Origin of the sequence: Afipia carboxidovorans OM5 (genome assembly GCF_000218565.1) — a bacterium.
Taxonomy (GTDB): Bacteria; Pseudomonadota; Alphaproteobacteria; order Rhizobiales; family Xanthobacteraceae; genus Afipia; species Afipia carboxidovorans.
In genome coordinates this window covers 290,898-317,473 of the sequence record NC_015684.1, presented here as the reverse complement: position 1 = coordinate 317,473, position 26,576 = coordinate 290,898, and the positions used below count along the sequence as shown (strand labels likewise).

The 26,576-nt window shown below is 65.2% G+C and carries 24 protein-coding genes; 6 read left to right on the top strand and 18 right to left on the bottom strand.

Annotated elements, in window-relative coordinates:
* Window positions 1–129: 129 nt before the first annotated feature.
* The gene (locus tag OCA5_RS19230; RefSeq protein ID WP_012561390.1) at window positions 130–297 is read right to left on the bottom strand and encodes a hypothetical protein; all 168 of its coding nucleotides are present in this window, start codon (window positions 295–297) and stop codon (window positions 130–132) included.
* Window positions 298–517: 220 nt separating this feature from the next.
* On the opposite strand from OCA5_RS19230, the gene OCA5_RS01525 reads away from it, so the two are divergent.
* Window positions 518–817 carry a hypothetical protein gene (locus tag OCA5_RS01525; protein WP_012561391.1) on the top strand — a complete coding sequence of 100 codons (300 nt, stop codon included), beginning with the start codon at window positions 518–520 and terminating at the stop codon, window positions 815–817.
* A gap of 263 nt (window positions 818–1,080) precedes the next feature.
* Here the strand turns inward: OCA5_RS01525 and OCA5_RS01520 are convergent, their stop codons facing one another.
* The 10 genes from OCA5_RS01520 to OCA5_RS01475 all read right to left on the bottom strand — a co-directional run bounded on the left by OCA5_RS01520 (window position 1,081) and on the right by OCA5_RS01475 (window position 13,592).
* A complete protein-coding gene (locus tag OCA5_RS01520; RefSeq protein ID WP_012561392.1) occupies window positions 1,081–2,007 on the bottom strand; it encodes a DUF2493 domain-containing protein in 927 nt (308 codons plus the stop codon).
* 345 nt (window positions 2,008–2,352) lie between these two features.
* Complete coding sequence (locus OCA5_RS01515) at window positions 2,353–3,393, bottom strand: DUF7146 domain-containing protein (protein ID WP_012561394.1); 1,041 nt, start codon at window positions 3,391–3,393, stop codon at window positions 2,353–2,355.
* Entirely contained in the window at window positions 3,393–7,724 is a 4,332-nt protein-coding gene (locus OCA5_RS01510; protein ID WP_012561395.1) for a bifunctional class I SAM-dependent methyltransferase/DEAD/DEAH box helicase, read from the bottom strand. Before OCA5_RS01510 ends, OCA5_RS01515 begins: the two co-directional genes overlap by 1 nt.
* 157 nt (window positions 7,725–7,881) lie before the next feature.
* Window positions 7,882–8,526: a hypothetical protein gene (locus OCA5_RS01505; protein WP_012561396.1), complete on the bottom strand. Its 645-nt coding sequence runs from the start codon at window positions 8,524–8,526 to the stop codon at window positions 7,882–7,884.
* The gene (locus OCA5_RS01500) at window positions 8,519–8,935 is read right to left on the bottom strand and encodes a hypothetical protein (RefSeq protein ID WP_012561397.1); all 417 of its coding nucleotides are present in this window, start codon (window positions 8,933–8,935) and stop codon (window positions 8,519–8,521) included. The genes OCA5_RS01505 and OCA5_RS01500 overlap by 8 nt, the downstream gene beginning before the upstream one ends.
* A 63-nt stretch (window positions 8,936–8,998) precedes the next feature.
* The gene (locus tag OCA5_RS01495) at window positions 8,999–9,556 is read right to left on the bottom strand and encodes a hypothetical protein (RefSeq protein ID WP_012561398.1); all 558 of its coding nucleotides are present in this window, start codon (window positions 9,554–9,556) and stop codon (window positions 8,999–9,001) included.
* Window positions 9,557–9,664: 108 nt separating this feature from the next.
* Window positions 9,665–9,886, bottom strand: coding sequence for a hypothetical protein (locus OCA5_RS01490; RefSeq protein ID WP_012561399.1), 222 nt, complete (start codon window positions 9,884–9,886; stop codon window positions 9,665–9,667).
* A 56-nt stretch (window positions 9,887–9,942) separates the two neighbouring features.
* Window positions 9,943–12,078 (bottom strand): ParB/RepB/Spo0J family partition protein, encoded by a 2,136-nt coding sequence (locus OCA5_RS01485; protein WP_012561400.1) that lies wholly within the window; start codon window positions 12,076–12,078, stop codon window positions 9,943–9,945.
* A 177-nt stretch (window positions 12,079–12,255) separates the two neighbouring features.
* Entirely contained in the window at window positions 12,256–12,627 is a 372-nt protein-coding gene (locus OCA5_RS01480) for a DUF2958 domain-containing protein (RefSeq protein WP_012561401.1), read from the bottom strand.
* Window positions 12,624–13,592, bottom strand: a complete 969-nt coding sequence (locus tag OCA5_RS01475) for an ArdC family protein (protein WP_012561402.1) — start codon at window positions 13,590–13,592, stop codon at window positions 12,624–12,626. Before OCA5_RS01475 ends, OCA5_RS01480 begins: the two co-directional genes overlap by 4 nt.
* 275 nt (window positions 13,593–13,867) lie before the next feature.
* Between OCA5_RS01475 and OCA5_RS01470 the strand changes: the two genes are divergently transcribed.
* The 5 genes from OCA5_RS01470 to OCA5_RS01450 are packed head-to-tail and all read left to right on the top strand — an operon-like array spanning window position 13,868 to window position 20,490.
* Window positions 13,868–14,461 carry a DUF6088 family protein gene (locus tag OCA5_RS01470; protein ID WP_026782238.1) on the top strand — a complete coding sequence of 198 codons (594 nt, stop codon included), beginning with the start codon at window positions 13,868–13,870 and terminating at the stop codon, window positions 14,459–14,461.
* Window positions 14,454–15,470 (top strand): nucleotidyl transferase AbiEii/AbiGii toxin family protein, encoded by a 1,017-nt coding sequence (locus OCA5_RS01465; RefSeq protein ID WP_012561404.1) that lies wholly within the window; start codon window positions 14,454–14,456, stop codon window positions 15,468–15,470. The genes OCA5_RS01470 and OCA5_RS01465 overlap by 8 nt, the downstream gene beginning before the upstream one ends.
* Window positions 15,471–15,486: 16 nt before the next feature.
* Window positions 15,487–16,269, top strand: a complete 783-nt coding sequence (locus tag OCA5_RS01460; protein WP_012561405.1) for a HamA C-terminal domain-containing protein — start codon at window positions 15,487–15,489, stop codon at window positions 16,267–16,269.
* Window positions 16,256–19,780 (top strand): DEAD/DEAH box helicase, encoded by a 3,525-nt coding sequence (locus OCA5_RS01455; protein WP_012561406.1) that lies wholly within the window; start codon window positions 16,256–16,258, stop codon window positions 19,778–19,780. The genes OCA5_RS01460 and OCA5_RS01455 overlap by 14 nt, the downstream gene beginning before the upstream one ends.
* Window positions 19,781–19,782: 2 nt before the next feature.
* On the top strand, window positions 19,783–20,490 hold the full coding sequence (locus OCA5_RS01450) for a competence protein CoiA (RefSeq protein ID WP_012561407.1): 708 nt from the start codon (window positions 19,783–19,785) through the stop codon (window positions 20,488–20,490).
* Window positions 20,491–20,620: 130 nt separating this feature from the next.
* Here the strand turns inward: OCA5_RS01450 and chrA are convergent, their stop codons facing one another.
* The 7 genes from chrA to OCA5_RS01415 all read right to left on the bottom strand — a co-directional run bounded on the left by chrA (window position 20,621) and on the right by OCA5_RS01415 (window position 26,505).
* Window positions 20,621–21,820 carry a chromate efflux transporter gene (gene chrA, locus OCA5_RS01445; RefSeq protein ID WP_012561408.1) on the bottom strand — a complete coding sequence of 400 codons (1,200 nt, stop codon included), beginning with the start codon at window positions 21,818–21,820 and terminating at the stop codon, window positions 20,621–20,623.
* Window positions 21,821–21,886: 66 nt separating this feature from the next.
* Complete coding sequence (arsH, locus tag OCA5_RS01440) at window positions 21,887–22,600, bottom strand: arsenical resistance protein ArsH (protein WP_012561409.1); 714 nt, start codon at window positions 22,598–22,600, stop codon at window positions 21,887–21,889.
* Complete coding sequence (gene arsB, locus OCA5_RS01435) at window positions 22,600–23,655, bottom strand: ACR3 family arsenite efflux transporter (protein WP_012561410.1); 1,056 nt, start codon at window positions 23,653–23,655, stop codon at window positions 22,600–22,602. The genes arsH and arsB overlap by 1 nt, the downstream gene beginning before the upstream one ends.
* Before the next feature lie 9 nt (window positions 23,656–23,664).
* On the bottom strand, window positions 23,665–24,090 hold the full coding sequence (gene arsC, locus OCA5_RS01430) for an arsenate reductase (glutaredoxin) (protein ID WP_012561411.1): 426 nt from the start codon (window positions 24,088–24,090) through the stop codon (window positions 23,665–23,667).
* A gap of 8 nt (window positions 24,091–24,098) precedes the next feature.
* Window positions 24,099–24,626, bottom strand: a complete 528-nt coding sequence (locus OCA5_RS01425; RefSeq protein ID WP_012561412.1) for an arsenate reductase ArsC — start codon at window positions 24,624–24,626, stop codon at window positions 24,099–24,101.
* A complete protein-coding gene (locus OCA5_RS01420; RefSeq protein ID WP_012561413.1) occupies window positions 24,619–24,990 on the bottom strand; it encodes an ArsR/SmtB family transcription factor in 372 nt (123 codons plus the stop codon). The genes OCA5_RS01425 and OCA5_RS01420 overlap by 8 nt, the downstream gene beginning before the upstream one ends.
* A gap of 159 nt (window positions 24,991–25,149) precedes the next feature.
* A complete protein-coding gene (locus OCA5_RS01415; RefSeq protein WP_012561414.1) occupies window positions 25,150–26,505 on the bottom strand; it encodes a tyrosine-type recombinase/integrase in 1,356 nt (451 codons plus the stop codon).
* Window positions 26,506–26,576 lie beyond the last annotated feature (71 nt).

Genomic DNA, 26,576 nt, shown 5'->3' with positions numbered 1-26,576 from the left:
TCTCCGTGAGAATGGTCTGACGGTCGCGCCTCCACCACCACCACGGCGCTGCTCTATTCTAGCAGGGAATAGCGCCGTCGGGAACGGAAACCTATCGGTATCCGCTTTGGCCGGACGGCCGTCGCCCCGTCATGGGGCGAACGGATCGATCTCACTGACGATCTCGGTTTCATCGCCGTCGAACTCGTTGGCGGTTGTGACCGAGAGAGTGCCGTCGCCGGCTCGGAAGATGACGATGACGGCCATCAAGGTGGTGGCGAGGCTGAAGGCGTAGGCGTGGGCGTCGGGGAAGGACATTGCTCCGGCTTTGAGCGGAGGACCATCCCCCGCTGACAGGCGCCCGAAGTGTCCGGCCGTGGGCCGCAATCACCGCGCAGGCGCAGCCGGAGCGGCGGCACGCGTCTCGCGTAGTCCGACCCTTTACGGGTTGATGGCGTCAGGCCCGCGGCCGGACCAAGGATCAGCGCAATGGGGTGTGGTCGTTTTCGCTTCAGGAGCCGTGGGCGTCCTGACGTGCATGATCAAAGACCGTTTGAGCGAGTTCACGCACAATGTCGCAGGCATCATCCGCAAATCCCGCCGGCCAGGCTCGCGGACCGCCGCGCTGAAATCCGCCGCGCTGAAAATACGGATGAAGCTGATCGACAACGAGCGCGAGTCGGGATGGCAGGTTCAGACCGGCGCGTTCGGCGTATCGGGCTGCCCGATCGAGATTGTGACCGATCTGCGCACGGTTCCAGGCGTCGGTGCTTGCGGTGCGGAGCAGATGAGATTTGAGCAACAACTCGGTGGCGATGGCGATCGAGTGAAGGGCTAGGCTATCGATGGATTTCTTGGCCGCCCAGACGGCGCAGTCGAGTTGAGACATGGCGTTTCGCCGGAACGTCTCGGAGAGATGAAGGTCCGGCGCGAAGTCATCTGGGAATGGTAGAAGGTCCGGCATCGCGCCAAGATGCCAAGATATCAGAAATATCCAACCCGGTTGCTGCGCCTGATTTGCATTGATTTACACGAGGCATGGCGGAGTTCCGACCTTCGGGCACGTCGACGTCGGTTGGAGGCAACAGCCGAGGGCGGCGCTTACGCGCCGCCCGATCCGAACCGATAGACCGGAATACCCAGCTTGCGGGCCTTGTCGGCGAGATTGTCCTGAATGCCCGTTCCGGGGAAGATCACGACGCCGATCGGCATGACGGTCAGCATCTGATCGTTGCGCTTGAAGGGCGCGGCCTTGCCGTGCTTCGTCCAGTCGGGCTTGAAGGCGATCTGCGGCACTTTGCGGCTGTCGGCCCAGCGGGCGGCGATCTTCTCGGCGCCTTTGGGCGTACCGCCGTGCATCAGCACCATGTCGGGGTGCTTGGCGTGGATCTGGTCGAGCTTGGTCCAGATGGCCTGGTGGTCGGTGGTGTCGCCGCCGGAGAAGGCGATCTTCGGCCCGGCCGGAACCAGCAGCTCGGTTTCCGCGCGTCGCTTGGCGGCGAGGAAGTCGCGGCTGTCGATCATCGCGGCGGTGAGATGGCGATGGTTGACCCGTGATCCGGTCCGGGGCGACCACGGCGAGCCGGTGACGCGAAGGTAATGCTCGGCGGCGCTTTCGCGGAAGACTTCCAGGCTGTCGCGGCGTTCGATCAGGCTCTTGCCCATGTCGATCAGGTTCTCGAGCTGCAGCGACTTGACCTCGGATCCGTCCTGTTCGCGCTGGAGGCGCTTCTGGCCCTGTTCGTTGTCGTCGAGCGTATCTTCGACGCGGCTGACGGCGCGGTGGAACATATTGACGGTCGACCAGAGCAGTTCGTTGAGGTCGTGATCGAGGCTGGTGTCGGCCAGGGTGGCGATGAGGGCGTCGAAGATGTCTGCGACGGCTCCTTCGATGACGCGGTCTTCCGGAACCGGGCGGGGATCGGGTTCGTCCTCGGAGGGGCGGTAGCCGTAGAGCTGGAGTTCCTGCAGCATGTCGTTGGTGGGAGACGAGTCGTGGTGCGGTTCGAAGTCGTCGTGCTCGTTCATGGGATGCTCCGTCGGTTGGACCGCGACCGTCGCGGCCTTCATGGCGACGAAGCCGTCGGGCGGGTCGGACCTGCACCCGGAGCAAGGCGCAGGGCCGAAGCGTCAGCGGAGGATCGCGTAGGCCGCCGATTTTGTTTCGCGATGGAAAGGCGCGGGTTCGGGGTCCCCGCGCGGCCTGCCGCGTGGGGTGGACATGCGCCGCCGGAAAATCGTCGGCCGCAGCCATTGCCGATCCGGCCCGGCTGACGGCCGATCGCCCTCTCGAAGGCCGAGGCGTGATCCCTCTGACGGGTCCAGCAGCCAGGGAGCAAGGCGGCGCCGGGCCGCCTCGCTTTCAGATACCGGCTATGCTGCGATCGCCATGAAGCGAGCGACGTCCTGGGGGGCGAGCTGCACGCGGATTCCCGACCGGAGCGCATCGAGTCCAAGCAGGCGCAGATCTTCGTTGCAGTCCCCGAGCACCGGCGAAAGCACGATCGCTTCGATCCCCGCCGCATTGGCGCGTTCGATCAGATTGTCCCGCGCGCCGTCTCCTGCCGGATCGTTGTCGCGGACGATGTAGAGCCTGCGAAGCGTCAACGGGAACAGGATGGCGGCAAGGTGCGCCGCCGAGAGCGCGGGCGCGATCGCCATGTCGGGCATGACCTGACGCAACGACAGCATGGTTTCGATGCCTTCGCCGGCCGCCATCACATCGCCGGGCACGCCGATGCGGACGGCATGACCGAGCAGATCGCCCATTGCCTTGCGCTGCGTGTCGATCGGCGCCTTGTCGGAGCCGTCGGGCGAGAGCCAGGTACGATGGGCTCCGGTGATCGTGCCGCCCAGATCGGTGACCGCGGCGATCATCGCCGGCCAGGTTTCGGTCGGGCCGTCATCCTCGGGCCGGTAATAGCATCTCGGATGAAAGCGCAGGCTGCCGGTTCCGTGCAAAGCCGTAATCCCGCGTTTACGGAGATACGTTTCCACGATGGTGCCCGCGATCGGCTGCGACATGGCGAAGAGGCGGCGCGCCGCCTCAGACGATCCCGATGGGGCTGGCGCTCTGCCCTGTCGTGATGGCGCCGGTCGTGGTTCGGGTTGCGGCATGCTGAGGAAGCTGCGCGCTTCTTCGACGACATCGGTGAAGTCGATGAGGCCGAGCGATTCCCGGATCACGTCGAGCAGGTCGCCATGCTCGTCCGTGGCCGCATCGTTCCATTTGCCCGCTGGGCCCTTCGGCGTATCGCGGAGCCGCACGAACATCGAGCGGCCCTTGGCGTTGCGAACGTCGCCAACCTGCCAATAGCCGCCCTGACGGCGACCGTTGGAAAGGTAGTGGCGGCAGACCGCCTCGGCCTGCCGGCCGAGACGGTGCGCCAGATCGGAGGCGTCGATCCGTGCCATCATGCCGCCTCCCGCTCGGAGATGCGCGACAGCGGATAGGTGTCGAGCAGCTTTCCGAGGATGGTCGGGCCGGTAGCGTCGACGGGCACGAAGAAGCGCAGCTTCCACGAGATGATCTCGCTATACAGCCCGTAGCTCCGCAGCCGGTCGCGCATCGCGTCCGTGAATCCGGAGAGTTCGATGCGGTTCGCGCCCATGACACGGGCACGGCGAAGCTGAAGGCCTTCGGCAAGGTCGAGAATGGTGCGGCCGTCGATCAGGGCCGCATAGGCGTCCTCCACGCCGAGGTTGGTCGCGCCGGTCGAGGCAGCGTTGGCGGCCCAGGCCGGTGAGACGCGTCGGCCGATGATGCGCTCGCCGTCATCGGTCTGAAGGCGATAGACGCGCGTCGACTCGTTGGGCAGGCGCTTCCAGACGGGCAGCAACAGGCCGCTGACCATATGGATCGTGCTCTCGGCGAAAGTCGGGACCTCCGACACCTCGCGCTGCCAGATGGCGGCGAAGGCCTCGCGATCGACCTCCCGCCAGTGGCTGTCGGCCATCATTTTCAGCGAGGCGTGATGCTGCTCCATCGGCCGGATCAGCCGCACGCGGCTTTCAATCTCGCCATCATCGAGCATGAGCGACGGCGCCGGAATCTGTACGGCGGCTCGGCCAGAGCGCTCATTCACGAGCAGCCGGGCATGCGGATCGTCCAGCCAAGCCAGCGCGCTCTCCGTCGACGTCGGCCGATTGCGGCGGCGCTCGACAAGGCTGAGAAGACGCGCTTCCGCCCCCGTCGCGGGATGGGTGTAGATGGTGGTCCGCTTGGTGACGACGAAGCTCTCCGCCGTCAGCGTCTCCAGTCCGATGTCATAGACACCACTGGCGATCGCGCCCGCCACCTTCGCCTCGAGCAGAAGTTCGAAGGCGGTGAACAGGATGCCTTGCAGCTCGATGGTGAGGGCGAGCAGCCGGTTGAGGAAGGTCGTAATCGGCGGCAACTCATCCTTGATGCCGTTGGCATCCATCAGTTTCAGGCCGGTGGCGTCCTCGAAACGCTGGAGCGAGCAGCCCTCGACCTTGCCCCGCACGATCTGGAGATAGAGCTGGCGAAGGGCATCGCGCGCGTAGGTCGATTCCAGATTGTCCTCGGGCCGGAACAGGCCCTGTCCGCCGGTCTGGCGCTGGCCGCGCGTGATCGCGCCCAGCGTGTCGAGGCGGCGGGCGATAGTGGAGAGGAAGCGCTTCTCCGCTTGCACATCCGTGGCGATCGGTCGGAACAGCGGTGGCTGCGCCTGGTTGGTGCGGTTGGTGCGACCGAGGCCCTGAATGGCGGCGTCCGCCTTCCAGCCCGGTTCCAATAGATAGTGAACGCGCAGGCGCTGATTCCGCGCGGAGAGTGCGGCGTGATAGCTACGCCCGGTGCCGCCCGCGTCCGAGAAGACGAGGATGCGCTTCTGATCGTCCATGAAGGCGCTGGTCTCGGCGAGGTTCGCCGATGGCGCGCGGTTCTCGACGACGAGGCGATGGCCCTTGCGCACGATGCGCCGCGATCGGCCCGTCACCTCCGCGACCGTCTCCGTTCCGAAACGCTGCACGATCTGGTCGAGCGCGCCAGGGACTGGCGGGAGCGATGCGAGCCGTTCGATCAGATCGTTGCGACGGGCGACGGCTTCCCTGCTCTCGACAGGCTGGCCATCCCGATAGACGGGACGCGACGACAGATTGCCCTCCGAGTCGGTGAAGGGCTCGTAGAGCTGCACCGGGAAGGAATGGGCGAGATAGTCCAGGACGTATTCCCGCGGCGTGATGTCCACGCGCACGTCGTTCCATTCATCGGTCGGAATCTCCGCCAGCCGACGTTCCATCAAGGCTTCGCCGGTCGAGACGATCTGAATCACGGCAGCATGGCCCGCATCGAGATCGCCTTCGATCGAACGGATCAGCGTCGGCGTCTTCATCGACGTGAGCAGATGGCCGAAGAAGCGCTGCTTGGCGGACTCGAATGCCGAGCGAGCGGCGGACTTGGCCTGCTTGTTCAGCGTGCCGTCGCTGCCGGTGATGTTGGCGGCCTGCATCGCCGCATCGAGATTGTTATGGATGACCGCGAAGGCTCCGGCGTAGGCGTCGTAGATGCCGCGCTGTTCGCCGGTGAGCTGGTGTTCGATCAGCTCGTATTCGACGCCGTCATAGGAGAGCGACCGGGCGGTGTAGAGCCCGAGCGAACGCAGATCGCGCGCGAGCACCTCCATGGCCGCCACGCCGCCGTCCTCGATGGCTTCGACGAATTCGGCGCGGGTGGCGAAGGGGAAGTCCTCGCCGCCCCAGAGGCCGAGGCGCTGCGCATAGGCGAGGTTGTGGACCGTGGTGGCGCCGGTGGCGGAGACATAGGTCACGCGCGCGTTCGGCAAGGCGTGCTGGAGGCGCAAGCCTGCGCGGCCCTGCTGCGAGGCGGCGACATCGCCGCGTTCTCCCTTGCCGCCAGCGGCGTTCTGCATGGCGTGCGCCTCGTCGAAGATGATGGCTCCATCGAAATCGGAGCCCAACCAATCGACGATCTGCCGGACGCGCGAAACCTTCTCGCCGCGGTCGTCGGAGCGTAGCGTGGCGTAGGTCGTAAATAGGATGCCTTCCGACAGGGTGATGGGCTTGCCCTGCGGGAAGCGCGAGAGGGGCGTGACCAGCAGCCGTTCCATGCCGAGCGCTGACCAGTCGCGCTGCGCGTCCTCGATCAGCTTGTCGGATTTCGAGACCCAGACCGCCTTGCGGCGGCCGCGCAGCCAGTTGTCGAGGATGATGCCCGCTGATTGGCGGCCCTTACCGGCGCCGGTCCCGTCGCCGAGCATGTAGCCGCGCCGGAAGCGCAAGGCGTTTTCGGCGTCGGGGGGAGCAGCCTTCACCAGATCGAAGGTCTCATCGACCGTCCATGATCCGGCGAGGAAGTCGGAATGGGCTTCGCCGGCGAAGATGACGGTTTCGAGCTGGGCGTCGGACAGGAGATCGCAGATGTTCGCCGGCAGCATCGGCCGGTAGCTCGGCTTGGGCGGCGCGATGCTGGCCATGGCCGCCGACTGCACGAGCTTGGTCGGATGCGCCTGTGCGCCGGGGATGCGGATCGACTGCAACCCGTATTCTTCGTAGATCGCCTCGGTGAGACGCGCGCCCTCGGGCGGCGTCCAGTCGACGGTCTCATAGGCGAGTTCGGCCCCCTCCGGCTCAATGGCGAGCGACGCGGCTGGGCGAGCCGCCGAGGCGCGCGCGAGATAGCCGCGCACAATGCGCGGTGGAGCGGCCGGACCGGCAGGCGGGGCTGACGGCGTAGCGGCAGCGAGGCGTGAGGGGACCTGAGCCTCGACCCAGCCGAGCAGAGTCGCGACATCGGGCGCAACGCCCGCAGAGGCCGGGAAGACGGCCGGATCGTCAGCCGGGAGCTTGTCGATGACGGTCAGCCGGGTCTCGATCGTCGTGCCGTGCCGAGCGTAGACCGAGCCGTCGATCGCTGCGGTGAAGACGACGCGGCCACACTTCTGGAGCCGCCTGAAAGCGTCGGTCCAGGCCGGGATTTCGGGCCCGAAGTTCGCGCCGGTGATGGCGACCAGCCGGCCGCCGTCGGCGAGACGCGCCAGGGCCGAGGCGACATGCCGATAGGCGGCATCACTCATGCGGCCGGAGACATGGGCCATGGCCGAGAACGGCGGGTTCATGATGACGACGGCGGGCGCGTGGGTCGGCGGGAGATGATCGTCGATCTGGGCCGCGTCGAAACGCGAGACGGCGATGGCTGGGAAGAGAGCGGCGAGCAGATTGGCGCGGGCGTCGGACAGCTCGTTGAGGAGAAGTTCGCCGCCGCTGATCTGGGCGAGGATTGCGAGCAGCCCGGTGCCGGCCGACGGCTCAAGCACGAGGTCGCCCGGCGCAATGGCGGCCGCGGTCACGGCGGCGAGCCCAAGCGGCGTCGGCGTCGAAAATTGCTGCAATGCCTGACTTTCCTCGGAGCGGCGCGTGTGCGTCGGCAGGAGGCCGGTGATTTTCGTGATGGCGGAAAGCCGTGCAGCCGGAGAAGCGGCTTTGCGGAAAAGCGCCTTGCCGTATTTCTGAAGGAAGAGGACGGTCGCAGCCTCGCAGGCGTCATAGGCCGTCTTCCAGATCCAGGCGCCGGTCGTGTCCGACGCGCCGAACGCTGCTTCCATCGCGCTGCGTAGCGCAGCGGCGTCGATGCGCTCGCCTCGCTCGAGGTGGGTCAGAAGACGCAGGGCCGCGCCGAACGCGGCGACCTCTGCTGCAGGAACGGGAACGACAGGAGGGGATGCGGCGGCGTCGGCCGCCGCTGATGTCAAAGCCAGGGTCATGGGAAATGCCTCGGGAGAGCGGATACGGGAAGCCCGCGCGGCGCTCTCTCTCAACCGCCCGGACTCGCCCCGTTCCGGCCGCCCTCTTCCTCTCAAGGGACTCGCAATGGCTGACATGAAAAAAGCGCCCAACCGCGAAGGCTGGGCGCTTTGGGTATCAACCGAACCGGCGACCGGCCTCGGTGAAGGTGTAGTCGTTGGCGGCGATGGATTCGTCGATCGCCTCGTCGGAGGTCAGATGCTCATACTCGCGTTCGAGCTGGCGATAGAGCCACCGGGCGAGATCGCGCAGCGCCTCGGTGACGGCGTCTTCCGCGCCGTCGGTCAGGGGCTGCCAGGTCGGACTGTCGCGCTCCACGGAAACCGACATGCAGTATTCATGGTAGTAGCGCCCGTGATGCGTGGTTTCGGCGCGGAGCTGGAAGAAATTGCGCTGTTGCACGGCTTGCAGCGCGTCGGCGATGCGATGCAGGGTCTCGTCCTGAGGGGCGTAATCGCACAGCGCCTTCGGCGCGCCCTTGCGATAGCGATAATAGGCCTCGAAACAGGCGCCGTCGCCCTGGCTCCAGAAACCGGAAAACCAGATGCGAGGCTCCTGACGGTTGCCGCCACCATAGAGCCGGACCGGCCGGGTCTTGAAGGACAGGCCGAGCAGCTCCCCGATGCGGACGAAATCGTCATAGACGCACTCGAACCAATCGTGCTCGACGCCGTTCTCGCGATACCATGATCGCGCTGTCTCCTTGGCCGGTTCGGAGAGTTCGCCGAGCCGATAGACGGTGGTTTCGATGACCTCAGGCATCGGGATCGCCTCCGTCGAGCACGTCGGCGAGCCAGCCGCTGGTGTAGGTCCAGGCCACCGTCTCGCCGGTGGCGAGGTCGAGCACATGCGCGCCACCGCCGAAGGCGTCGACGCGCGGTCTTGAGCAGGTGTTGGCGTATTGGAAGCCCCAGCGCCCGGTCAGTGTGAACTCGGCGGCGCAGCGCTTCACGAACTGGATCAGGCGTTCGGGATCGCCGGTGACGTCGTCGCGCATCCAGAGCTTGCTCCCGCCATGCTCGGGCTGGATCGAGAGCAGGAAGCCATCGGACGGGGGCTCCTCCGACGCGCCCTCTTCGGAGAGCGTGTTGTAGAGGTCGAGTGCCCGCGCGGCATTGTCGGGGGTGCCGACGTCGAGCATGCAGGAAAAATGTGTGAAAAAGTCGGCCATGGCAGGCTCCTGAAACGACAAAGCCCGGCGCGAGGCCGGGCTGATTGAAGGAATGGGGCGGGGTCAGGCCGCCTGCGGCAGCCGGAGAAGATCGGTGGCGATTTCGCGCCACAGCGGATCGACCAGACGCGCTTCAAGGCGGGAGGCTTGGTAGCGAAGGTCGCGCGCCGATCCGTGATCGCCGCGTCCGGAGGCGGCGAAGGCCAGGCCCCGAATCCGGCTCGCTTCGGCGACGATGCGGCAGGCTTCGCGGTCGCTGGCGACGGGGTGCTGCCAGAGGATGACGCCGGCGCGGATGTCACCGGCGAGGACCAGGCCCAGCGCGTTATCCTGCACGACGATCAACCGTGGCCGGAAATGAAGCGTGTCATCCGGGCCGATAAGGATGTCGTTGCGCGCGACGCGCATGGCGGCAAAGGTCATGGCGTCTTCAGGGGACGCCGCGTCGCCGAGCGGAATGGTCCGGTCACGGCAGTCGGCGTCGGTGGCCCCGGCATAGCTGATCGTGCCGAGGCAGGAGACGCGTAGCGGGAGTTTCTGCGCGCGGTGAAGTGGCGGCAGCACCTTCTCCGCGAGGATCTGACCGATCGAGACAAAGGGGGCAGTACTGGCATGGGTCATCGGGAATACTCCGCGACGGGCGACGGAGGCCTCTCCTCCACCTGCTATCCCGTCACGGCAGACCGGCCCAAACTCTCCCTCTCATCGCCGGTGCTGAAGCCGATCCCGTCAGTAGCCGAAGGACCAGGAGGGCCACGCCTGACCGTCGTCGGAGGCAATGACCGCCGCGGCCAGATAGGTCGCGTCCCCTTCGACGACGGCGGGATCGCGCACCGGGGTTTCGTCGATCACGGTGACGCGGGTGACAAGGCCGTCCTCCACCTCGACATGGACGGGGACGAGATACTGGAACACGACGCGGCGCGTCGTCAGCGCGTTGATAACGGGCATGATGATCTCCTTGAAGAAATACGGGGAGCGGCCGAGACCGCTCCCCGTTGTCGTGTTCACTCGGCTGCGACCAGGCCGGCTTCCTCGTCCTCGGCATCGGCGCCATCGTCCTCCTCGCCATCCTCGGCGAGGAAGTCCGGCAGCGCCGTGTCATCGCCGCCGTCCGTCTGCTCCCCGGCATCGTTGGCCTGTTCGCCGTCGAGCGAGGCGAGCCGCAACGGCTCGGGCAACCAGCCGGTGTCGGCCAGCAGGCGCTCGGCTTCCTTGGCCATGTCGCCCTTCTTCAGGTGGTCGATGAGCTGCGCGGCCCTCTCGCCGGCGCCTTCGCGAACGGCTTCGAGGATACGCGGCTTGGTGACACGGCCGAGATAGTTGCCCACGGTCGGCCGCCAGCCCGCCGCGACCATGTCGAGGCCGGTTTCGCGAGCGAGCCGGTCCGCCTGCGCCATTCGCACGTCGAGGCCATGGCGGCTCACGCCCGAACCTGAATGCGGATTCGGCCGCTCGAAGAGCGCGTTGACGCCGTAGCTGACACACAGGGCCAGCAGGTCCATACGTGATCCATCGTCGAGATGGGTCAGCCAGGCCCACAGCGCCTCGTCGTCGGCCGGGACGTGATCGCCCCAGCGTTCATGCCGCTCGTTGACCGCGCGGGCGGAGTCGCTCTCCTTCAACTCGTCGGATTGAGCCGGAAAGAAGATGTGCCGGACACTGGCCTCGAGGCAGCCCGTTGGCGCGGTGTGGCGGAAGGTGTCGCTGACCAGCTTGTGCAGCAACATGGTCATGGCGACCTGCGGATTTTCCGCCACCGCATTGCGCAGCGCCACCGTGCGATGGGCCGTCAGCTCGATCACGAGGCGTTCGGGCAAGGGTTTGAGGCTGTCGTCGTCGTCCTCCTCGGGCTCGGCGGGCTGGCCTCCGATGGTGATGACCGCGCGCTGGACAGCGGGCGCATTGCTGCCATCGGCGTCGGTCTGATCGTCATCGCCGTCGGACTCGACCGGCGCCTCGTCCTCAGGCCGCACATAGCCGCGCTCGACCAGCAGCGAGCCGTCGCTGTCGAGACTGACGAAAACGCCGGCGATGCGGATATCGGCCGGATCGTAGGTGACGGGCCGCCGTTCGAAGGCTTCCAGTGCCTGCTCGATCTCGCCAAGGCGCTGATCGATGTCGTCGGGCAGCTCGTCGGCCTCGGAATATTCCTCCTCGATCCGATCATACTCGGCTCGCAAGGCTTCGCGGGTTGCGCGCTCCTCTTCGGTCAGATCGACGATCGTGCCAGAAAGTTCGCGAAGGCCATGATCGTGGCCGTAGGGAAAGCTCATGGCCACATCGACCCATTTCCAGCCCTCAGCGGCGATCTCGTCGGCGCAGGTCTTGAGCTTCTCGGCGACGAGTCGATCGAGCAGAACGGGGTCCTGCAGCCAGCCGCCGTCGTCGTCCTGGAACAGGTCGCGCAGGATGCAGCCGCCTGCGGCCTGGTAGGCGTCGATACTGACGAAGACCGCGCGCTTGTCGGAGGCGCGGACCGTGGTCTCGGTCAGCATGCGGCGGATCTGATAGGGTTCCTTCGACCAGCTATGGCTGATCGCTTCCCACACCTGCTCCTGACGCGCGTGGTCTTCCGAGATCGAGAAGGCCATGAGCTGTTCGAGGGTCATGCCGTCTTCGGCATAGACGTCGAGGAGCGCGGGCGAGACGGTGACGAGCCGCAGGCGCTGCTTCACCACCTGGAGCGGGACGAAGAAGGCGGCCGCGATGGCCTCGTCGGTCATGCCCTTGTCGCGCATGGCTTGGAAGGCGCGGAACTGATCGAGCGGATGCAACGGCGCACGCTCGATATTCTCGGCCAACGACACCTCGTCGATCAACACATCGGCCTTGGAGTCAGAGACGACGCAGGGGACCGGTGCGGTTTTGGCGAGGCGCTTCTGCTTCACGAGCAATTCGAGGGCGCGGTAGCGGCGGCCGCCGGCGGGGACTTCGAACATGCCGGTCTCCGCACCTTCGGCGTTCACCACGGGACGGACATGGATGCTCTGGATGAGGCCGCGGCGGACGATGGACTCCGCCAGTTCGTCGATGGAGACGCCGGCTTTCACGCGCCGGACGTTGGACTGACTCAGCACCAGCTTGTTGAAGGGGATGTCGCGTGAGGACGACAAGGTGATCTTCTGAACGGCAGTAGCCATCGGGATGTACTCCGCGACGGGCGGCCGAAAGCCTCTCTCTCGGCCTCCAACCCGTCACGAAAATCCCCTTCCCCCTCTTACTCTCTCACCCCGAACCGCGAACGCTTCAGGAAAGCCTATCGCCGCGTGGAAGCGCAAAGCCTCAAAGCCGACTTCACGCCTTCACGTATTTGCGCGTCAATGGCCGCCGTGCCGTGACCGAGCGGCCTGATAGAGAATGCGCTCTGCCGCCCGGATGCTGCCGGCCTGCCGCGCGGCTTCCACCCAAACGGAGAGCGGGAAATCCCCCGTGAAGAGGATGTCCCGTTCGATCCCCATGCCGAACGGCAGGCGGAGCGACGACATCTCCTGCAGCGAGAAGGAGCCAAGCTCAGGGTTACCGAGATCGGCCAGCCCGAAGAACGTGTCGCCATCCTCGTCCAGTTCGGTGGCGAGCCAGACGCCTTCACCCAGCGGGTTGAAGAATTTTACGAGCGGCACATGGTCGGTATCGCGCCGGCGGCCATTGGCGAGTAGCGGCTTACGCAGTTCGTCGGTCAGGAGGATCATGCCGCCCTCCTGTCGCAATCGGGAATGCTCGCCTCGAGGCGATCTCCGGCGTCCGCTTCGGGAAGGTGTGCGAGCAGCCAGTCGGCGGCCTTGCTCGCCTGACTTGCGGCGCGCACGATGGCGCGATTGTCCTCGCGCAGAACCTCGAGCCAGGAGCCTATATAATCGGCGTGGCGGACGGTCGGGACGATGCCGAGTGAGGCGCAGCAAAAGGCGGCGTTCATCTCGGCCACCAATTCCTCGAACGCGTACTTTTTCGTTCCGAACGCGCCGGAGAAATCACGTCCGAGGCGGGAAGCATGGCCTGTGGCGTGGCCGAGTTCATGCAGCGCGGTCCGGTGCCAATTGATCGGCTCGAAATAGGCCTGGGGCGGCGGCACCTGCACATAGTTGTGGGCGGGAACGTAGAAGGCACGGCTCCCGCCGATGCGGAAGTCGATTCCCGTTGCCCGGATCAGCGCCTCGACCCTTGGCTCGATCATGCCCGACGCCGGGGGCGGCGCTTCGACGGCAAGATTCTCGGGCAGCCCCTCGCACTGCGCCGCATTGAAGACCGTGAACCGCTTCAGAAATGGAATGGCGGTCGCCTCTTCGCCGGCCTCGCGCGCGCGGCGCTTTTCATCGTCAGGCACAAAGCGGTCGGCGTAGACGACGGTCGTGCCATGCTCGCCCTTCCGGACGTTCCCGCCGAGCGAGAGCGCCTGGCGAAAGGTGAGCCACTGCTGGGAAGGAAAACCGTGCTGGATGACGGCGCCCCAGAGGATCAGGACGTTGATGCCGGAATACTGGCGCGAGGTCGCCGCGTTCCTCGGCATGGCGAGCGGCGCCTTGGCCGCGGCCGTGCCCCAAGGCTGGACCCAGGGAAGCCGACCATCCTCCAGCTCGGCGATGATCTTGTTGGTGATGTCGTCATAGAAATTGGTGCGGTCGCCGGTACGACGCGCGGCGCGATCCATTCTGGCCATCGGGATAAACTCCACGACGGGCGCCGGGAGCCTCTCTCCCAGCCCTCAACCCGTCACGGAAGATCCGTCCGCACTCTCACTCTCGGGGCGTTGCGGGGTGTCCCCGCAGAAGGGGTCGGCCGAGACCGTGGCTCGGCCGCAGGGGAAGGCTTTCCCCCTTCAATCGATCCCTCGTGGCGACCGGAGCTACGAAGGACGGTTGGGTTGAGTTTGAAAGCTTTGTGGCCGTTGAAAAATGTCAGAAACTCGCATATATTTCTGACAGGAGAATGATGGTGCAACGTCTGACCGAACAGATCCTGGCGCTCGCCGAGACGCTGCCGGAAGGAACGCCGCTGGCGGCAAAGAGCCTTCTCCACCTCGGCAGCCGCGCTGGGGTGGACCAGGCTTTGTCGCGTCTTGCAGAACGAGGGCATCTGATCCGTGCCGGGCGCGGCGTGTATCTGCGTCCGATCAAGAGCCGGTTTGGAGCACGCGCGCCTTCGGTGGAACAGGCCATCGAGGCGCTGGCGGTGCAGCGCGGGGAAGTCATCGTGCCGAACGGCGCGGCTGCCGCAAATGCGCTGGGGCTGACGACGCAGGTGCCGGTTCGCTCTGTTTATCTGACGTCGGGCCGGAGCCGCACTATGACCTTGGGCAAGCAGCTCGTGGAATTGCGCCATGCGCCACGCTGGCAGCTTGCGCTCGCCGATCGCCCCTCAGGCCAAGCGGTTCGCGCTCTAGCCTGGCTTGGGCCGGAGAAAGCGGAATCGGCGCTGAAGGCTCTGAAACGAAAGCTCCCACCGTCGGCGTTCGGCGAACTGGTGGCCGCCGCGCCGCAGTTTCCGACCTGGCTTGCCCGAAGCGTCGGCAAGGCGGCCCATGGCTGATCCCTTTCTGTCCCTGTCGGCGGCGGACCGTCGTGACGCGCTGGGCGTGGCCGCCGATCGTTCAGGGCGGCCCGCCCATCTGCTCGAGAAGGACGTTTGGGTCGTCTGGGCCCTTCAAACCGTTTTCGGCTCCGCGCTCGGCGACCATCTCGTTTTCAAGGGCGGGACATCGCTTTCAAAAGCCTACGGCGTCATTCAGCGCTTCTCGGAAGATGTCGATCTGACCTACGACATCCGAGCGATCGCGCCCGATCTGGTGGGCGACAATGGCGAGGCCCTGCCGGCAACGCGCAGCGAAGAGAAGCGCTGGTCGAAAGCGGTGCGCCACCGCCTGCCGGAGTGGATTTCGGGCACGGTGCAGCCCCTGCTCATCGACGCCATTGGAGCGCAGGGCGTGTCGGCCGCGACCCGGGTCGACGGCGAGAAACTCTTCATCGACTATGAAGCGACCTCTACCGGCTCCGGTTATGTCGCGCCAAGCGTCATGCTGGAATTCGGCGCCCGCTCGACCGGCGAACCGGCCAGCGTGCGTGATGTGGTCTGCGATGCGACGGGCCTGGTCGAGGGCGTGACGTTCCCCGCGGCGTCGCCGCGCGTGATGCACGCCGAGCGGACCTTTTGGGAAAAGGCAACCGCGATCCACGTCTTCTGCTTGCAGGAACGGCTTCGCGGGGAGCGGTTCGCTCGCCATTGGCATGACGTGGTCCGCCTGGATGACGCCGGGATTGCCGACGCGGCCGCGGCTGATCGAGATCTCGCCCTGGCGGTAGCACGGCACAAAAGCATGTTCTTCGCGGAGAAGGCGGCGGACGGCGCGCCCGTCGACTATGAGGCCGCCGTCAACGGATTGTTGCGGCTCGTGCCGAGCGGCGAGGCGCGCACGGCGCTGGCCTCGGATTACGAACATATGGTGGAAGACGGGCTGCTACTTAAGGACGCCGAGCCCTTTGAGAGGCTGATCGAGCGATGCGCAGACATCGCCGACCGGGTAAATCGCGCAGCAAAATAAAGAAGTGGGGGGAAGCATGGGGCTGTATGAGCGGTGGTGCGAATCCACCAAGGAAAAAGACAAGCGCAAACACTACTGGACCTATGTCGAGAAGGATGGCGGCCGCGACGAGATCAGCGGCGACCTCGCCGAGACCATTCGTTCCCACTATGATCGTCTCGAGCGTATCGCCGAGGATGTCGAGCGCCTCGGCTACACGGTTGCCGCCAAGATTCTGAGCGAGGCGATGCCTCAGACGGCCAAGGGCCGCTCCGGAGACCTGGGGGAGATTCTCGCGACCGAGCTGGTGGAGGAAGATATCGGCCTGCGCGTCCCCGTGCGCCGGCTTCGCTACAAGGACGGCCGCAACATGGCCATGCGCGGCGATGATTTCATCGGCGCCGGCTATGGCGGCAAGGACGAGAAATTGTGGCTTCTGAAGGGGGAAGCCAAGAGCAACAAGAAGCTCGGGAAATCCACGGTGAACAGCGCCCGCAAGGTGCTCGACCGCGACAGTGGCCGCTGCACGCCGGACTCGCTGCTGTTCGTCGCCAACCGCCTGCTCGAGAGCAATGATCCCGCCGAAAACGCGTTGGGCCGTGATCTTCGCGACGAGGTGGGCGTGAAGTCGCTGCGCGCCGATCGCATCGACCACATGCTTTTCACCGTGTCGGGCAACGGCCCCCATGCCTCGCTGAGGGAAGACCTCGACGCTGCCGGGACCAATCGGGACCACTACGTCGTGAACATCCACGTCGAAGACCACCAGGACTTCATCGCGGCCATGTACCAGGGGGCGGAAGACCTTGGAGACGCCTGACGAGCTAACGGCTTTTCTCGCAACCGCGACCGTCGACGGCATTCTCGGCCGGCTGCTCTATCGTGGCGCGGCCTGGTCGCTGATGCGGGAAGCCGGCGTGTTGCCGCAGAACGCGCCGCCGTTGGGCGCGACTATTGAAACCGACCTTGCCGAACATGGTTTCGCGCTGCTTCGGGGCGCCATGGCGCTGCGCGCCCAGACCGGTGCATCGGACCTGACGGACAAGGCGTTCGAGCGGGCCGCCAACGCCTTTGAAGCCTTGGTGCGCAACGGCGATCCCGAGGCGCCGGAGCGCGGCTTTCGCCGCACCATAGCTGCCGCAGCCTATCACCTCGCGGGTTATTCGGCTGTCGCCTATTCGCTGTTCAACGAGCTGGCCGAAGATCTCAACGCCGCGCCTGGCGAAACGGCGATCCGTCACCTCATCCTGCGCGATCTCGATCAGTTGCGCGGCTTTGTTCGCGACTGGCTTGGCAATGAGGCCCACAGCGATGAGCAGATGGCCGAAACGCTGGGCGGCGACGAGCCCGATATCGACGATGTGCTGTCGACCATCCTGAATACGACGATCTGCCGAGCCTTGGCCTTTTTCGATTTCGCCCTGGAGACGGGCGAGGATGAGCCGATTGACACTGCGCGGGATCTGCTTGCCACCGCCGTCAGCCTGGCCGACAATGCCGAGAACGTCCCGCTGTGGTGGATCTCGAATCTCTGCCGCCACCTGATCGACGATCTCTGGCAGCACGCGCTGCACCAGAACCTACCGACCGAGCCGCCTGCGGGAACGGAGGAGCGATACCCCGACCTCCGGCGGCTGTTCATCGGTTCGCTGTACGCGCGCAAAACCTCCGAAGTGGAGCTATGGCCTTCTCAGCGCGAGGCCGCGCAGCGGTCGACCGATGTCACCGACGACCTGGTCGTGGCGCTCCCCACGAGCGCAGGGAAGACGCGCGTTGCGGAAATCGCCGCATTGATGACCCTGTCTTCGGCTCGCCGGGTGCTGATCGTCACCCCGCTTCGCGCCTTGTCGGCTCAGACCGAACGGTCCTTCCGCAAGACCTTCGCCCCGCTCGGATTCAGCGTTTCCTCGCTGTATGGCGCCAGCGGGCTATCGGTGGGCGACGAGGACGCGCTGCGCACCCGCGAGATCATTATTGCCACGCCGGAAAAGCTCGACTTCGCGCTGCGAAGTGATCCGTCGCTGATCGATGACGTCGGCCTGATCGTTCTCGATGAAGGTCACATGATCGGGCCAAGCGAGCGCGAGATTCGTTACGAGACACTCGTGCAACGCCTGCTGCGACGCGCGGACGCGGCCGAACGCCGGATCGTCTGTCTTTCGGCTATCCTGCCGAGCGGCGACGAACTCAACGATCTTACCGCGTGGATTCGCTCTGATGAACCCGGCGAGCCCGTGCGCTCCGACTGGCGCCCCACGCGCCAGCGTTTCGGCGCACTGACCTGGCGCGGCAAGGATGCGCTGCTTCGGCTCGACCTCGATGACGACGGTCCATTCCTCGACAAGTTTGTCGAGGAGAAGCCCGCGCGCGGCCGGGAGAAGAACCCCTATCCGCGCAAGAATTCGCATCTCGCCCTCTTCGCGGCCTGGGAATTCGCCGGCCAGGGCAAGCGCACCCTGATCTTCTCGACCCAGGCCAACTGGGTCGAAAGCTACGGCAAGCAGGTCGTTGACCTCTGCAGGCGCGGCTATCTCGATTCTTTGCTGGAGGATGAGGCGCCGATCGCGCGCGCGTTGGAGGTCGGCAAGGAATGGCTGGGTGAAGACCATCCGGCCGTCGCCAGCCTGAAGGCCGGCGTCGCCATCCATCATGGCCGCCTGCCGAGTCCGTTCCTGCGCGAGCTGGAAGTCCTTCTGTCCGAGGGCGTGCTGAAAGTCATCGTCGCTTCGCCGACGCTTTCCCAAGGGCTTAATCTCAACGCTGCGGTCCTGCTCGTACCCGCGCTCTACCGCGCTGGTGAGAAGATCAAGGGTGAGGAATTCGCCAATGTCGCGGGGCGCGCCGGGCGCGCTTTCGTCGACGTCGAAGGCCTGATCGTCCATGTCATGTTCGACAAGACCGACTGGCGAAAGAAGGAATGGAGGAAGCTGGTCGCCTCCGCCAAGGCCCGAACCCTAAAGAGCGGCCTTATCCAGATCGTCGCCGAGATCCTTGAGCGCCTGTCGCGCGAGGGCGTGCTCGACCGTGACGATGCGTGGGAATATCTAGCAAATGCCCGGGAGGCCTGGAGATCGCCGACCGAAGAGGCCGAGGTAGCCGAACGTCTGGCCGCCGCTGGCGAGTACGACTCCGTTCCCGACGCGGATGAGGATGACGAAACCGACGAGGGCGACGAAGAGGAGACCATCGACGAAGAGCCGTTGTCGCAGCTCGTCGAGCGCCTCGATGCGACCGTGTTCGGCCTGATCGAAGCGCTGGACGCCGATCGTGCCGACCTTCCAAAGTTGCTGGACGAAGCTCTCAAGGGGTCGCTCTGGGCCCGGCAAATCGCCCACGAAGAAGAGGAGGTCGCGCCCCTGCACAAGAAGGTGTTCGAGGCCCGCGCCGCGCTGATCTGGAAGTCGACCACGCCGCAGGCGCGGCGCGGACATTTCGCAATGGGGGTTGGACTTGAAGCCGGCCTTTCTATCGACACCATGGCTGATGAACTGGCCCAGCTGCTCGATCGCGCCGACGATGCGGCGCTGAGCGGCGACGTCGACGAGCTCGCCGACGCCCTTGGTGGCCTGGGAGAACGGTTGCTGTTCATGCGGCCCTTCATCCCCGACAAGAAGAACGCGCTGCCGGCCAATTGGAAAGTCATCCTGCGCGCCTGGATCTCAGGCGACGCGGTCGAGAAGATCGGACCGCAGAACATGCGGGCGGTCGAAGAGGCTTTCACCTATCGCTTGGTCTGGGCGCTGGAAGCCGTCCGCACCCGCCGCATGTCGCTCGGCTGGTCACCGGAGACGGTGGCGGGCGGCGCAGCGGCGGCGGTCGAAACCGGCGTCCCGCAGTTCATGATGGCGATGTTGATCCGGGCGGGGCTTCCGTCCCGGCGCGCGGCCATCGCGGCCATTCAGGACGCCGAGCCGATCTTCGTGACGCCCGCGGAGATGCGGGCCTGGCTCGAATCCGACGAGATTACGGCCTACACTGATGCCGGCGACTGGCCCACGCCCGACACTGCAGCGCTTTGGGCGCGCTTTCGCACCGAAGCTCTCAGCGGCGGAATCCAGAAATGGTCGGTCGAACGCTATAAGCGTCTGCTCGACATCGCGGCGGCCCCGCCCGCGGGCCTTTATCGAATCGTCACGGACGAGGGGGACGGACGAACTTGGCTCGAAACGCCTGACTACCGGCGGGTCGCGCCCTTCAAGAAGCCGGCGGTGGACCCAAAGCCCAGCCTCTTCTCAGGAAGGCTGCCGGGCAACACCAGGCTGGTCGAAGCCTTGCGCGTTGGTCGCGGAAAACTGCGGTGGCCGCCCGCTGACGCTAGAGGGGAAAATTAGACATGCTCTATGCTTGCGTCGGTGATCAGAAGCGTGCGCCGCTCGCCAAGGGCGAGCGCACCACCTGCCGTGACTGCGGCGGTCTGCTGACCGCGGTGATGCCCGTCGAAAACACGCCCCACTGGCGGCACAAGGCCGGAGACTGCGATCCGTGGAGCGAGCCTGAAGGGCCTTGGCACCTCGGCTGGAAAGAACTTTTCGATATGTCGTGCCGCGAGATCGCCCTGCGCGATCCGATGACCGGCGAACTGCATCGCGCCGATGTGCTGGTCGGCAGCGGCACCTCTCGCGCGACCGTGCTCGAGTTGCAGCATTCCTCGATCAGTGAGGACGAACGCAACGCGCGCGAGGCCTTCTATCGGCAAGGGCATCGGATGTTTTGGCTGGTCCACATCCACAGCGAAAGCTCCTTTCTCGGAACCTACTTCAGCATGTCGCTCGATTTCGGCTCGCGCGTCGTAAACCTCGACGGCAAGGAATTCGCGGTCATGCGCTGGATGGGACCGAGCAAACAGTTCATCGAGAAGTGGAAGCGCGCAAGCGCCCACGTCTTCTTCAATGCAGGTCCCTACATCTTTTACCTCGCCGGTCAGGGCGTCGCCTCTCGGTTGGGCGGCCCTTTCCGGCGTGGTGAGTTTGCTCTCTGTGCATTGTCGCGTGACGAGTTTCTGCGGGCCGTTCGGTGGGAGGACAGCGCGACGCCTCAGTGAAGGTCACGCGACTTGACCCCGAGATCATCGATGTGACCGTAGGGATAAAAGAAGTCTCGCGCGCGTAACCCCTTGGGCGCCAGCTCGCGCGCATCGGAGCCCGAACATGGCGCGCGTGACCGAAACCCCCTCACATCACGGAGTCAAGCGCAGCTCCGCCCCCTGCTGCGAGCAATACGACAACCCATGGTGGGGCTTTCCAGGCCATCAGTGCCACAAAGCAAACCAGAGCCAGCGCGAAGTCCGGCATGCCGCCGATCGCGCTGGTGAAGACAGGCGAATACAACGCCGCGCCGAGGATGCCGACGACAGCGGCATTGGCGCCTTGCATGGCCGACTGCGCCCATGTCGTGCGGCGCAACCGATCCCAGAAGGGGAGCGCCCCGATCAGGATGAGGAAGCCCGGCAGGAAGAGTGAGACAAGAGCGATCGCCGCACCGGCAACGCCGTTCGGCGCCGGTCCCATGACCGCCCCGAGCCAGGCGGCGAAGGTGAAGAGCGGTCCCGGCACGGCCTGCGCCGCGCCATAGCCCGCAAGGAAGGCGTCGTCGGACACCCATCCCGGCGTGACGGTTTCGGCCTGCAAGAGCGGCAGCACGACATGCCCACCACCGAAGACCAGAGAGCCAGCACGATAGAAGCTGTCGGCCAGCGCCCATCCTTGCGCCTGTGCGGCCAAGAGCGGCAGGCCAATCAGTAAGACGGCAAACAGCGCAAAGGCCGTCAGTCCGGCTTTCCGCGAAACCGGGACCGGCAGATGCGCGCCGGTCGTGACCTGTCCCTTGCTGAGGACCAACCCGGCGATTGCGCCGAGGAGAATGGCGCCCATCATTCCGATGGCACCCGGTGCCCACGCGAGCAGAAGCACAGCCGCGACCGCGATCGTGGCGCGCTCCTTGTCGGGGCAGAGATTTCTTGCCATGCCCCACACCGCCTGCGCCACGATGGCGACGGCGACGATCTTGAGACCATGCAGGACGCCAAGGGCAAGCGGGCTTTCCAGCCGCGTTGCCGTCATGGCGAGCGCGAGAAGGATCAGAGCCGATGGTAAGGTGAAGGCGAGGAAGGCCGCAAATGCCCCGAGCCATCCCGCGCGCGTCAAACCAAGCGCAAAGCCGACCTGGCTGGAGGCCGGGCCGGGCAGGAACTGACATAGCGCGACCAGATCGGCATAAGCGCTTTCGCTCAGCCATTTTCGACGCGTCACCAGCTCGTCCCGGAAATAACCCAGATGCGCGATCGGACCGCCGAAGGAGGTGAGCCCCAGCTTCAGGAAGACGCGGAAAACTTCGGCGGCGCTGGCCTTTGGCTGCTGGGGGCTTTGATCCATTCAGGCGGTCTCGTTGATTGGTCACTCTCGCCAACGATGAGATACGATTGGCGTTGTTCCGAATACTCAGGTCGCTGCCGTCAGATTGACCCGCCGCATCAGAGCCTCACCGCTCTCCTTGCGCTCGGAATAGCGGTCGGTCAGGTAGGAAGAGACATCGCGTGTCAGCAGCGTGAACTTCACCAGTTCCTCCATCACGTCGACCACCCGATCATAATAGGATGACGGTTTCATCCGACCTGCTTCGTCGAACTCCTGAAAGGCTTTGGCGACGGAGGACTGGTTGGGGATCGTCACCATGCGCATCCAGCGGCCCAGCACCCGCATCTGATTGACGGCATTAAAGCTTTGCGAGCCTCCGGACACCTGCATGACGGCGAGCGTGCGCCCTTGGGTCGGCCGCACTGCACCGACCGAGAGCGGAATCCAATCGATCTGCGCCTTCATCACCCCGCTCATCGCGCCGTGCCGTTCCGGACTCGTCCAGACCTGACCTTCTGACCAGAGCGAGAGTTCCCGCAATTCCTTGACCTTCGGATGGTTGACGTCGGCGCCGTCCGGCAACGGCAGGCCATGCGGGTCGAAGATGCGCGTTTCCGCGCCGAAGTGTTTCAGCAGGCGCTCTGCCTCCAGGGTGAGAAACCGGCTGTAGGAGCGCTCGCGCAGCGAGCCGTAGAGCAGGAGGATGCGCGGCGGATGGGTCGAGGGCGCTGCCCGAAGACGGTCGATTGTCGGCACGTCCAGGCATGCACCATCGACGTTGGAAAGATCGCGCAGCATCAGCGCTTCGCCTCAGCCACGCCCCGGGGCTTTTCGCCGCGCTCGTACCAGCCTTTCGAGCGGTTCACGATCCAGACGACGGAGAGCATCACGGGCACCTCGATCAGCACGCCGACCACGGTGGCGAGCGCCGCACCGGACTGAAAGCCGAATAGACTGATGGCGGCGGCGACGGCGAGCTCGAAGAAGTTAGATGCCCCGATCAGCGCCGACGGCCCGGCGACGCAATGCTGCTCGCCAGTCAGCCGGTTGAGGAGATAGGCAAGGCCGGAGTTGAAATAGACCTGGATCAGGATCGGCACGGCGAGCAGCGCGATCACCAGCGGCTGGGCGAGGATCTGTTCGCCCTGGAAGCCGAAGAGCAGGACGAGCGTGGCGAGCAGCGCCACCAGCGACAGTGGCTGAAGGCGGTCAAGAAAGCGCTTCAGCGCCGGCTCGCCGCCAGTGGCGAGTAGCCGGCGTCGCAGTATCTGCGCGGCGATCACCGGCACGACGATATACAGCGCGACGGACAGGACCAGCGTGTCCCATGGCACGGTGATGGCCGACAGGCCGAGCAGCAAGCCGACGACGGGCGCGAAGGCGAACACCATGATGGTGTCGTTGAGCGCGACTTGCGACAGCGTGAAATGCGGCTCGCCTTTGGTGAGGTTCGACCAGACGAAGACCATGGCCGTGCAAGGCGCGGCGGCGAGGATGATGAGGCCGGCGATATAGGAGTCGATCTGGTCCGCCGGCAGGTAGGGCCGGAACAGATAGCCGATGAATAGCCACCCGAGCGCCGCCATCGAGAAGGGCTTGACCGCCCAGTTGACGAACAGCGTGACGCCAATGCCGCGCCAGTGTTCCTTGACCTGGCCGAGAGCGGCGAAGTCGATCTTGACCAGCATCGGCACGATCATAAGCCAGATCAGCGCCGCGACCGGCAGATTGACCTTGGCGATCTCGGCCGCGCCGATGGCATGGAAGACGCTCGGCATCAGATGGCCGAGGCCAATGCCCACGACGATGCACAGGGCGACCCAGAGGGTGAGATAGCGTTCAAAGGTGGACATGGACTTTCCTCAGGCCGTCGCGACGCGGCGGCCGTGTTCGTCGATCACCCGCTCGCCGTCTTCCTTGACGAATGCCCCGCGCTGCGGCGGCAGCAGGTCCAGCACGTCCTCGGACGGCCGGCACAGCCTCACCCCTTCCGGCGTGACTACGATCGGACGATTGATGAGAATGGGATGCGCCATCATGGCGTCGAGAACTTGCGCGTCGCTCAGCGCCGGGTCGTCCAGGCCAAGCTCGGCATAAGGCGTGCCCTTCTCGCGCAGCAGCGCGCGAACGGAGATTTCCATGCGCGCGATGAGCTGCTCAAGCATCGTGCGGCTCGGCGGCGTCTTGAGATATTCGATGACATGCGGCTCGACGCCGGAATTGCGGATCAGACCCAGCGTATTGCGCGACGTGCCGCACTCGGGGTTGTGGTAGATGATGACGTCCATGATCGGCCTCACGCAACGTCAGGGCGCGGCGAGGTTGCGCCTTCGCTGCGGCCGATCTCGCGCAGCTTGGTGCCAAGCGCAGCCTTGTCGAGGCTGGCCACCGGCAGAGCCGTCAAGACGGAAATCCGGTTTCGCATGTAGCGGAAGGCGGCGACGAACGCCTTTTCCTTTTCGATGTCCCGTCCGACGACGGCAGCGGGATCTTCGATGCCCCAATGCGCGGTCATCGGCTGGCCGGGCCAGACCGGGCAGGCTTCGCCGGCGGCGTTGTCGCAGACGGTGAAGACGAAATCCATGACAGGTGCGCCGGGTTGGGCGAACTCCTCCCAGCTCTTCGAGCGGAAGCCTTCGGTCGGATAGTCGAAGCTTCCGAGCACCTTCAGGGCGAACGGGTTGACCGCGCCCTTGGGCATGCTCCCGGCCGAGAAGGCATGGAAGCGACCAGCGCCGTCCTTGGCCAGAATGCTCTCGGCCAGGATCGAGCGGGCCGAATTCCCCGTGCAGAGGAACAGGACATTGTAGATGCGGTCAGTCATGGGCGGCCTCCTTGTCGGCGAGGATTTGCGGTGGGCAGCAGGGGGACAGATCGGCGATCAGCGGCGCGCAGATCTGGGGGCGGCCGCCGCAGCAGTCCTTGACGAGGAAGCTGGTGAGCGCATGCACAGCCTCGAGCCTTGCCCGATAGATGATCGAGCGGCTGTGCCGCTCGGCCTCGATCAGGCCGGCGCGCGTCAGCGTCGCAAGATGCGTCGACATGGTGTTGTGCGGGACGTCCAACCGGCGGGCGATGTCGCCTGCAGCTAATCCGTCCGGTTCGTGCTCCGCCAGCAGGCGGAACACGTCGAGGCGGGTCGGTTGCGCGAGCGCGGCGAACGCAAGGATGGCGGCATCTGATTCCATATGTCGAGACTAATCGACATATGGTGGTGAGTCCAGAGGCACGAGTTGTCCTTATGGAGAATGGCAGGTTATGCCGGGCCTATGCCTAGCCGCGACAGAAAGCGGGAAGCGAGCCCGACGGAGAGTCCAGCTCGCTATCCCATCAACTCGTCAAATCGCCTAAGCGGCCAAGGGCAAATCTTGTCTGTCCCCGCTGGGGTCTTCCACCGCCTTCTTGAGGAAGTGAGAAAGTGCGGCCTTTCGGGAATTCCGATCTAGAGCGTAGGCGGTCTGCTTGAACTTGACCCCATCGAGCAGCCCCTGAACGTAGCCGGAGATAGTGTCGGCGGCCATGATGAGGGCGGTGTCGAGCGAATGGATGTATTTGCTCGTGACGGTCCCCTTTGAGTGACCGACCAGCGCGGCGATGGTGACCTCGGTGAAGCCGAGATCGTTTGCGATGCTGGCGAAGCTGTGACGCAGGACGTGCGGCGTTACATCTGCCAGCGGCGAGTCCCGGAAAATCTGCCGCCAGTGATTGGGGAATCCGCCAAAGGCGTTGTCCTCGCCCTGGCCGGGGAAGACATAGCTGCCCGTCGCGGTCTTGCGGCGTTCCTCTAGATACTCGACCACGGCGAGGCCGATAGGACGGATGGAGGCGCCTTCCTTACTATCCTCCAGACGCATGCAGCTCGCGTCAGTGTCCGCCTCGGTCCACTTGAGACCGATCATCTCGCTTCGGCGGCAGCCGGTGAGCGCGATCTGTCGGATGATCTCGACCGTTATCCCATATTTCGGGGTTTCGGCCGCTTCGCGCAGAATCTCGCCGAGCGTGCGGTACTCCGCCTCGGTGAGACGACGGTCGCGGACATTGTCCTTGGGCTTGCGGATGCCGTGCACGGGATTGGCCGTGATGATCCCTGCCTCCATGGCGTAGGTGAAAATGCCGCCGACGAGTCCGAGCGTCCGCGTGGCCGTACCGGCGCCGCCTGTCACGACGGACTTGCCGCGCAGCTTCTTGGTCTTCACCGACACTGCCGTCTTGCCCGCCATGATGTCCTTCAACACCTTGGTCATGTCGGCTTTGACGAGATCCTTTACCCGGCGCGTGCCGATCAGCGGAATGATGTGTCGATGAATGCGACCGGTATCGCTGACGATGGTCGTTGCCTTTTTCGGTCGGCCTCCCTTTCCGAGAATGAGACCGGCTTCGAGGTCCTTGAGATACATCGCGCACAGTTCTTTGACGGTGATCGCCTGATGATCCAGCAGGCGTTCCTCGGAGGGGTTATCACCCTGTGCGACGCGACCGAGTTGCACCTTAGCTTCCTGCCGGGCTGTCTCCGCCGTCCACACGCCATGAAGGCCGATTGTGAAGCGGCGGGTTCGACCTGCGGCGCGGTATTGGATAAGGTAGCTGCGTTTACCGGACGCGAAGATGCGAAGGCCGAAGCCGGGAAGTTCGTCGTCCCAGATGAAGTAGTCCTTCTCGCGGGCTACGGCAGCATCCACGACTCGTTTCGTGAGCTTGGCCATTACGCGATTTCCCCCTGGAGAGCGGGCTGTTTCCGCGGAAGCACCACGGAAGCAGCCGGATGAAAGTCGGA

Bases quoted from the DNA above. Each gene is read 5' to 3' on its own strand.
- chrA (WP_012561408.1), bottom strand. From the start codon at position 21,820: ATGGATCAAAGCCCCCAGCAGCCAAAGGCCAGCGCCGCCGAAGTTTTC.
- OCA5_RS01525 (WP_012561391.1), top strand. From the start codon at position 518: ATGATCAAAGACCGTTTGAGCGAGTTCACGCACAATGTCGCAGGCATC.
- OCA5_RS19230 (WP_012561390.1), bottom strand. From the start codon at position 297: ATGTCCTTCCCCGACGCCCACGCCTACGCCTTCAGCCTCGCCACCACC.
- arsH (WP_012561409.1), bottom strand. From the start codon at position 22,600: ATGCTGCGCGATCTTTCCAACGTCGATGGTGCATGCCTGGACGTGCCG.
- OCA5_RS01465 (WP_012561404.1), top strand. From the start codon at position 14,454: ATGGCTGATCCCTTTCTGTCCCTGTCGGCGGCGGACCGTCGTGACGCG.
- OCA5_RS01495 (WP_012561398.1), bottom strand. From the start codon at position 9,556: ATGACCCATGCCAGTACTGCCCCCTTTGTCTCGATCGGTCAGATCCTC.
- OCA5_RS01460 (WP_012561405.1), top strand. From the start codon at position 15,487: ATGGGGCTGTATGAGCGGTGGTGCGAATCCACCAAGGAAAAAGACAAG.
- OCA5_RS01510 (WP_012561395.1), bottom strand. From the start codon at position 7,724: ATGACCCTGGCTTTGACATCAGCGGCGGCCGACGCCGCCGCATCCCCT.
- OCA5_RS01450 (WP_012561407.1), top strand. From the start codon at position 19,783: ATGCTCTATGCTTGCGTCGGTGATCAGAAGCGTGCGCCGCTCGCCAAG.
- OCA5_RS01475 (WP_012561402.1), bottom strand. From the start codon at position 13,592: ATGGCCAGAATGGATCGCGCCGCGCGTCGTACCGGCGACCGCACCAAT.
- OCA5_RS01505 (WP_012561396.1), bottom strand. From the start codon at position 8,526: ATGCCTGAGGTCATCGAAACCACCGTCTATCGGCTCGGCGAACTCTCC.
- OCA5_RS01425 (WP_012561412.1), bottom strand. From the start codon at position 24,626: ATGACTGACCGCATCTACAATGTCCTGTTCCTCTGCACGGGGAATTCG.
- OCA5_RS01485 (WP_012561400.1), bottom strand. From the start codon at position 12,078: ATGGCTACTGCCGTTCAGAAGATCACCTTGTCGTCCTCACGCGACATC.
- arsB (WP_012561410.1), bottom strand. From the start codon at position 23,655: ATGTCCACCTTTGAACGCTATCTCACCCTCTGGGTCGCCCTGTGCATC.
- OCA5_RS01490 (WP_012561399.1), bottom strand. From the start codon at position 9,886: ATGCCCGTTATCAACGCGCTGACGACGCGCCGCGTCGTGTTCCAGTAT.
- OCA5_RS01415 (WP_012561414.1), bottom strand. From the start codon at position 26,505: ATGGCCAAGCTCACGAAACGAGTCGTGGATGCTGCCGTAGCCCGCGAG.
- OCA5_RS01500 (WP_012561397.1), bottom strand. From the start codon at position 8,935: ATGGCCGACTTTTTCACACATTTTTCCTGCATGCTCGACGTCGGCACC.
- OCA5_RS01520 (WP_012561392.1), bottom strand. From the start codon at position 2,007: ATGAACGAGCACGACGACTTCGAACCGCACCACGACTCGTCTCCCACC.
- OCA5_RS01480 (WP_012561401.1), bottom strand. From the start codon at position 12,627: ATGATCCTCCTGACCGACGAACTGCGTAAGCCGCTACTCGCCAATGGC.
- OCA5_RS01515 (WP_012561394.1), bottom strand. From the start codon at position 3,393: ATGGCACGGATCGACGCCTCCGATCTGGCGCACCGTCTCGGCCGGCAG.
- arsC (WP_012561411.1), bottom strand. From the start codon at position 24,090: ATGGACGTCATCATCTACCACAACCCCGAGTGCGGCACGTCGCGCAAT.
- OCA5_RS01420 (WP_012561413.1), bottom strand. From the start codon at position 24,990: ATGGAATCAGATGCCGCCATCCTTGCGTTCGCCGCGCTCGCGCAACCG.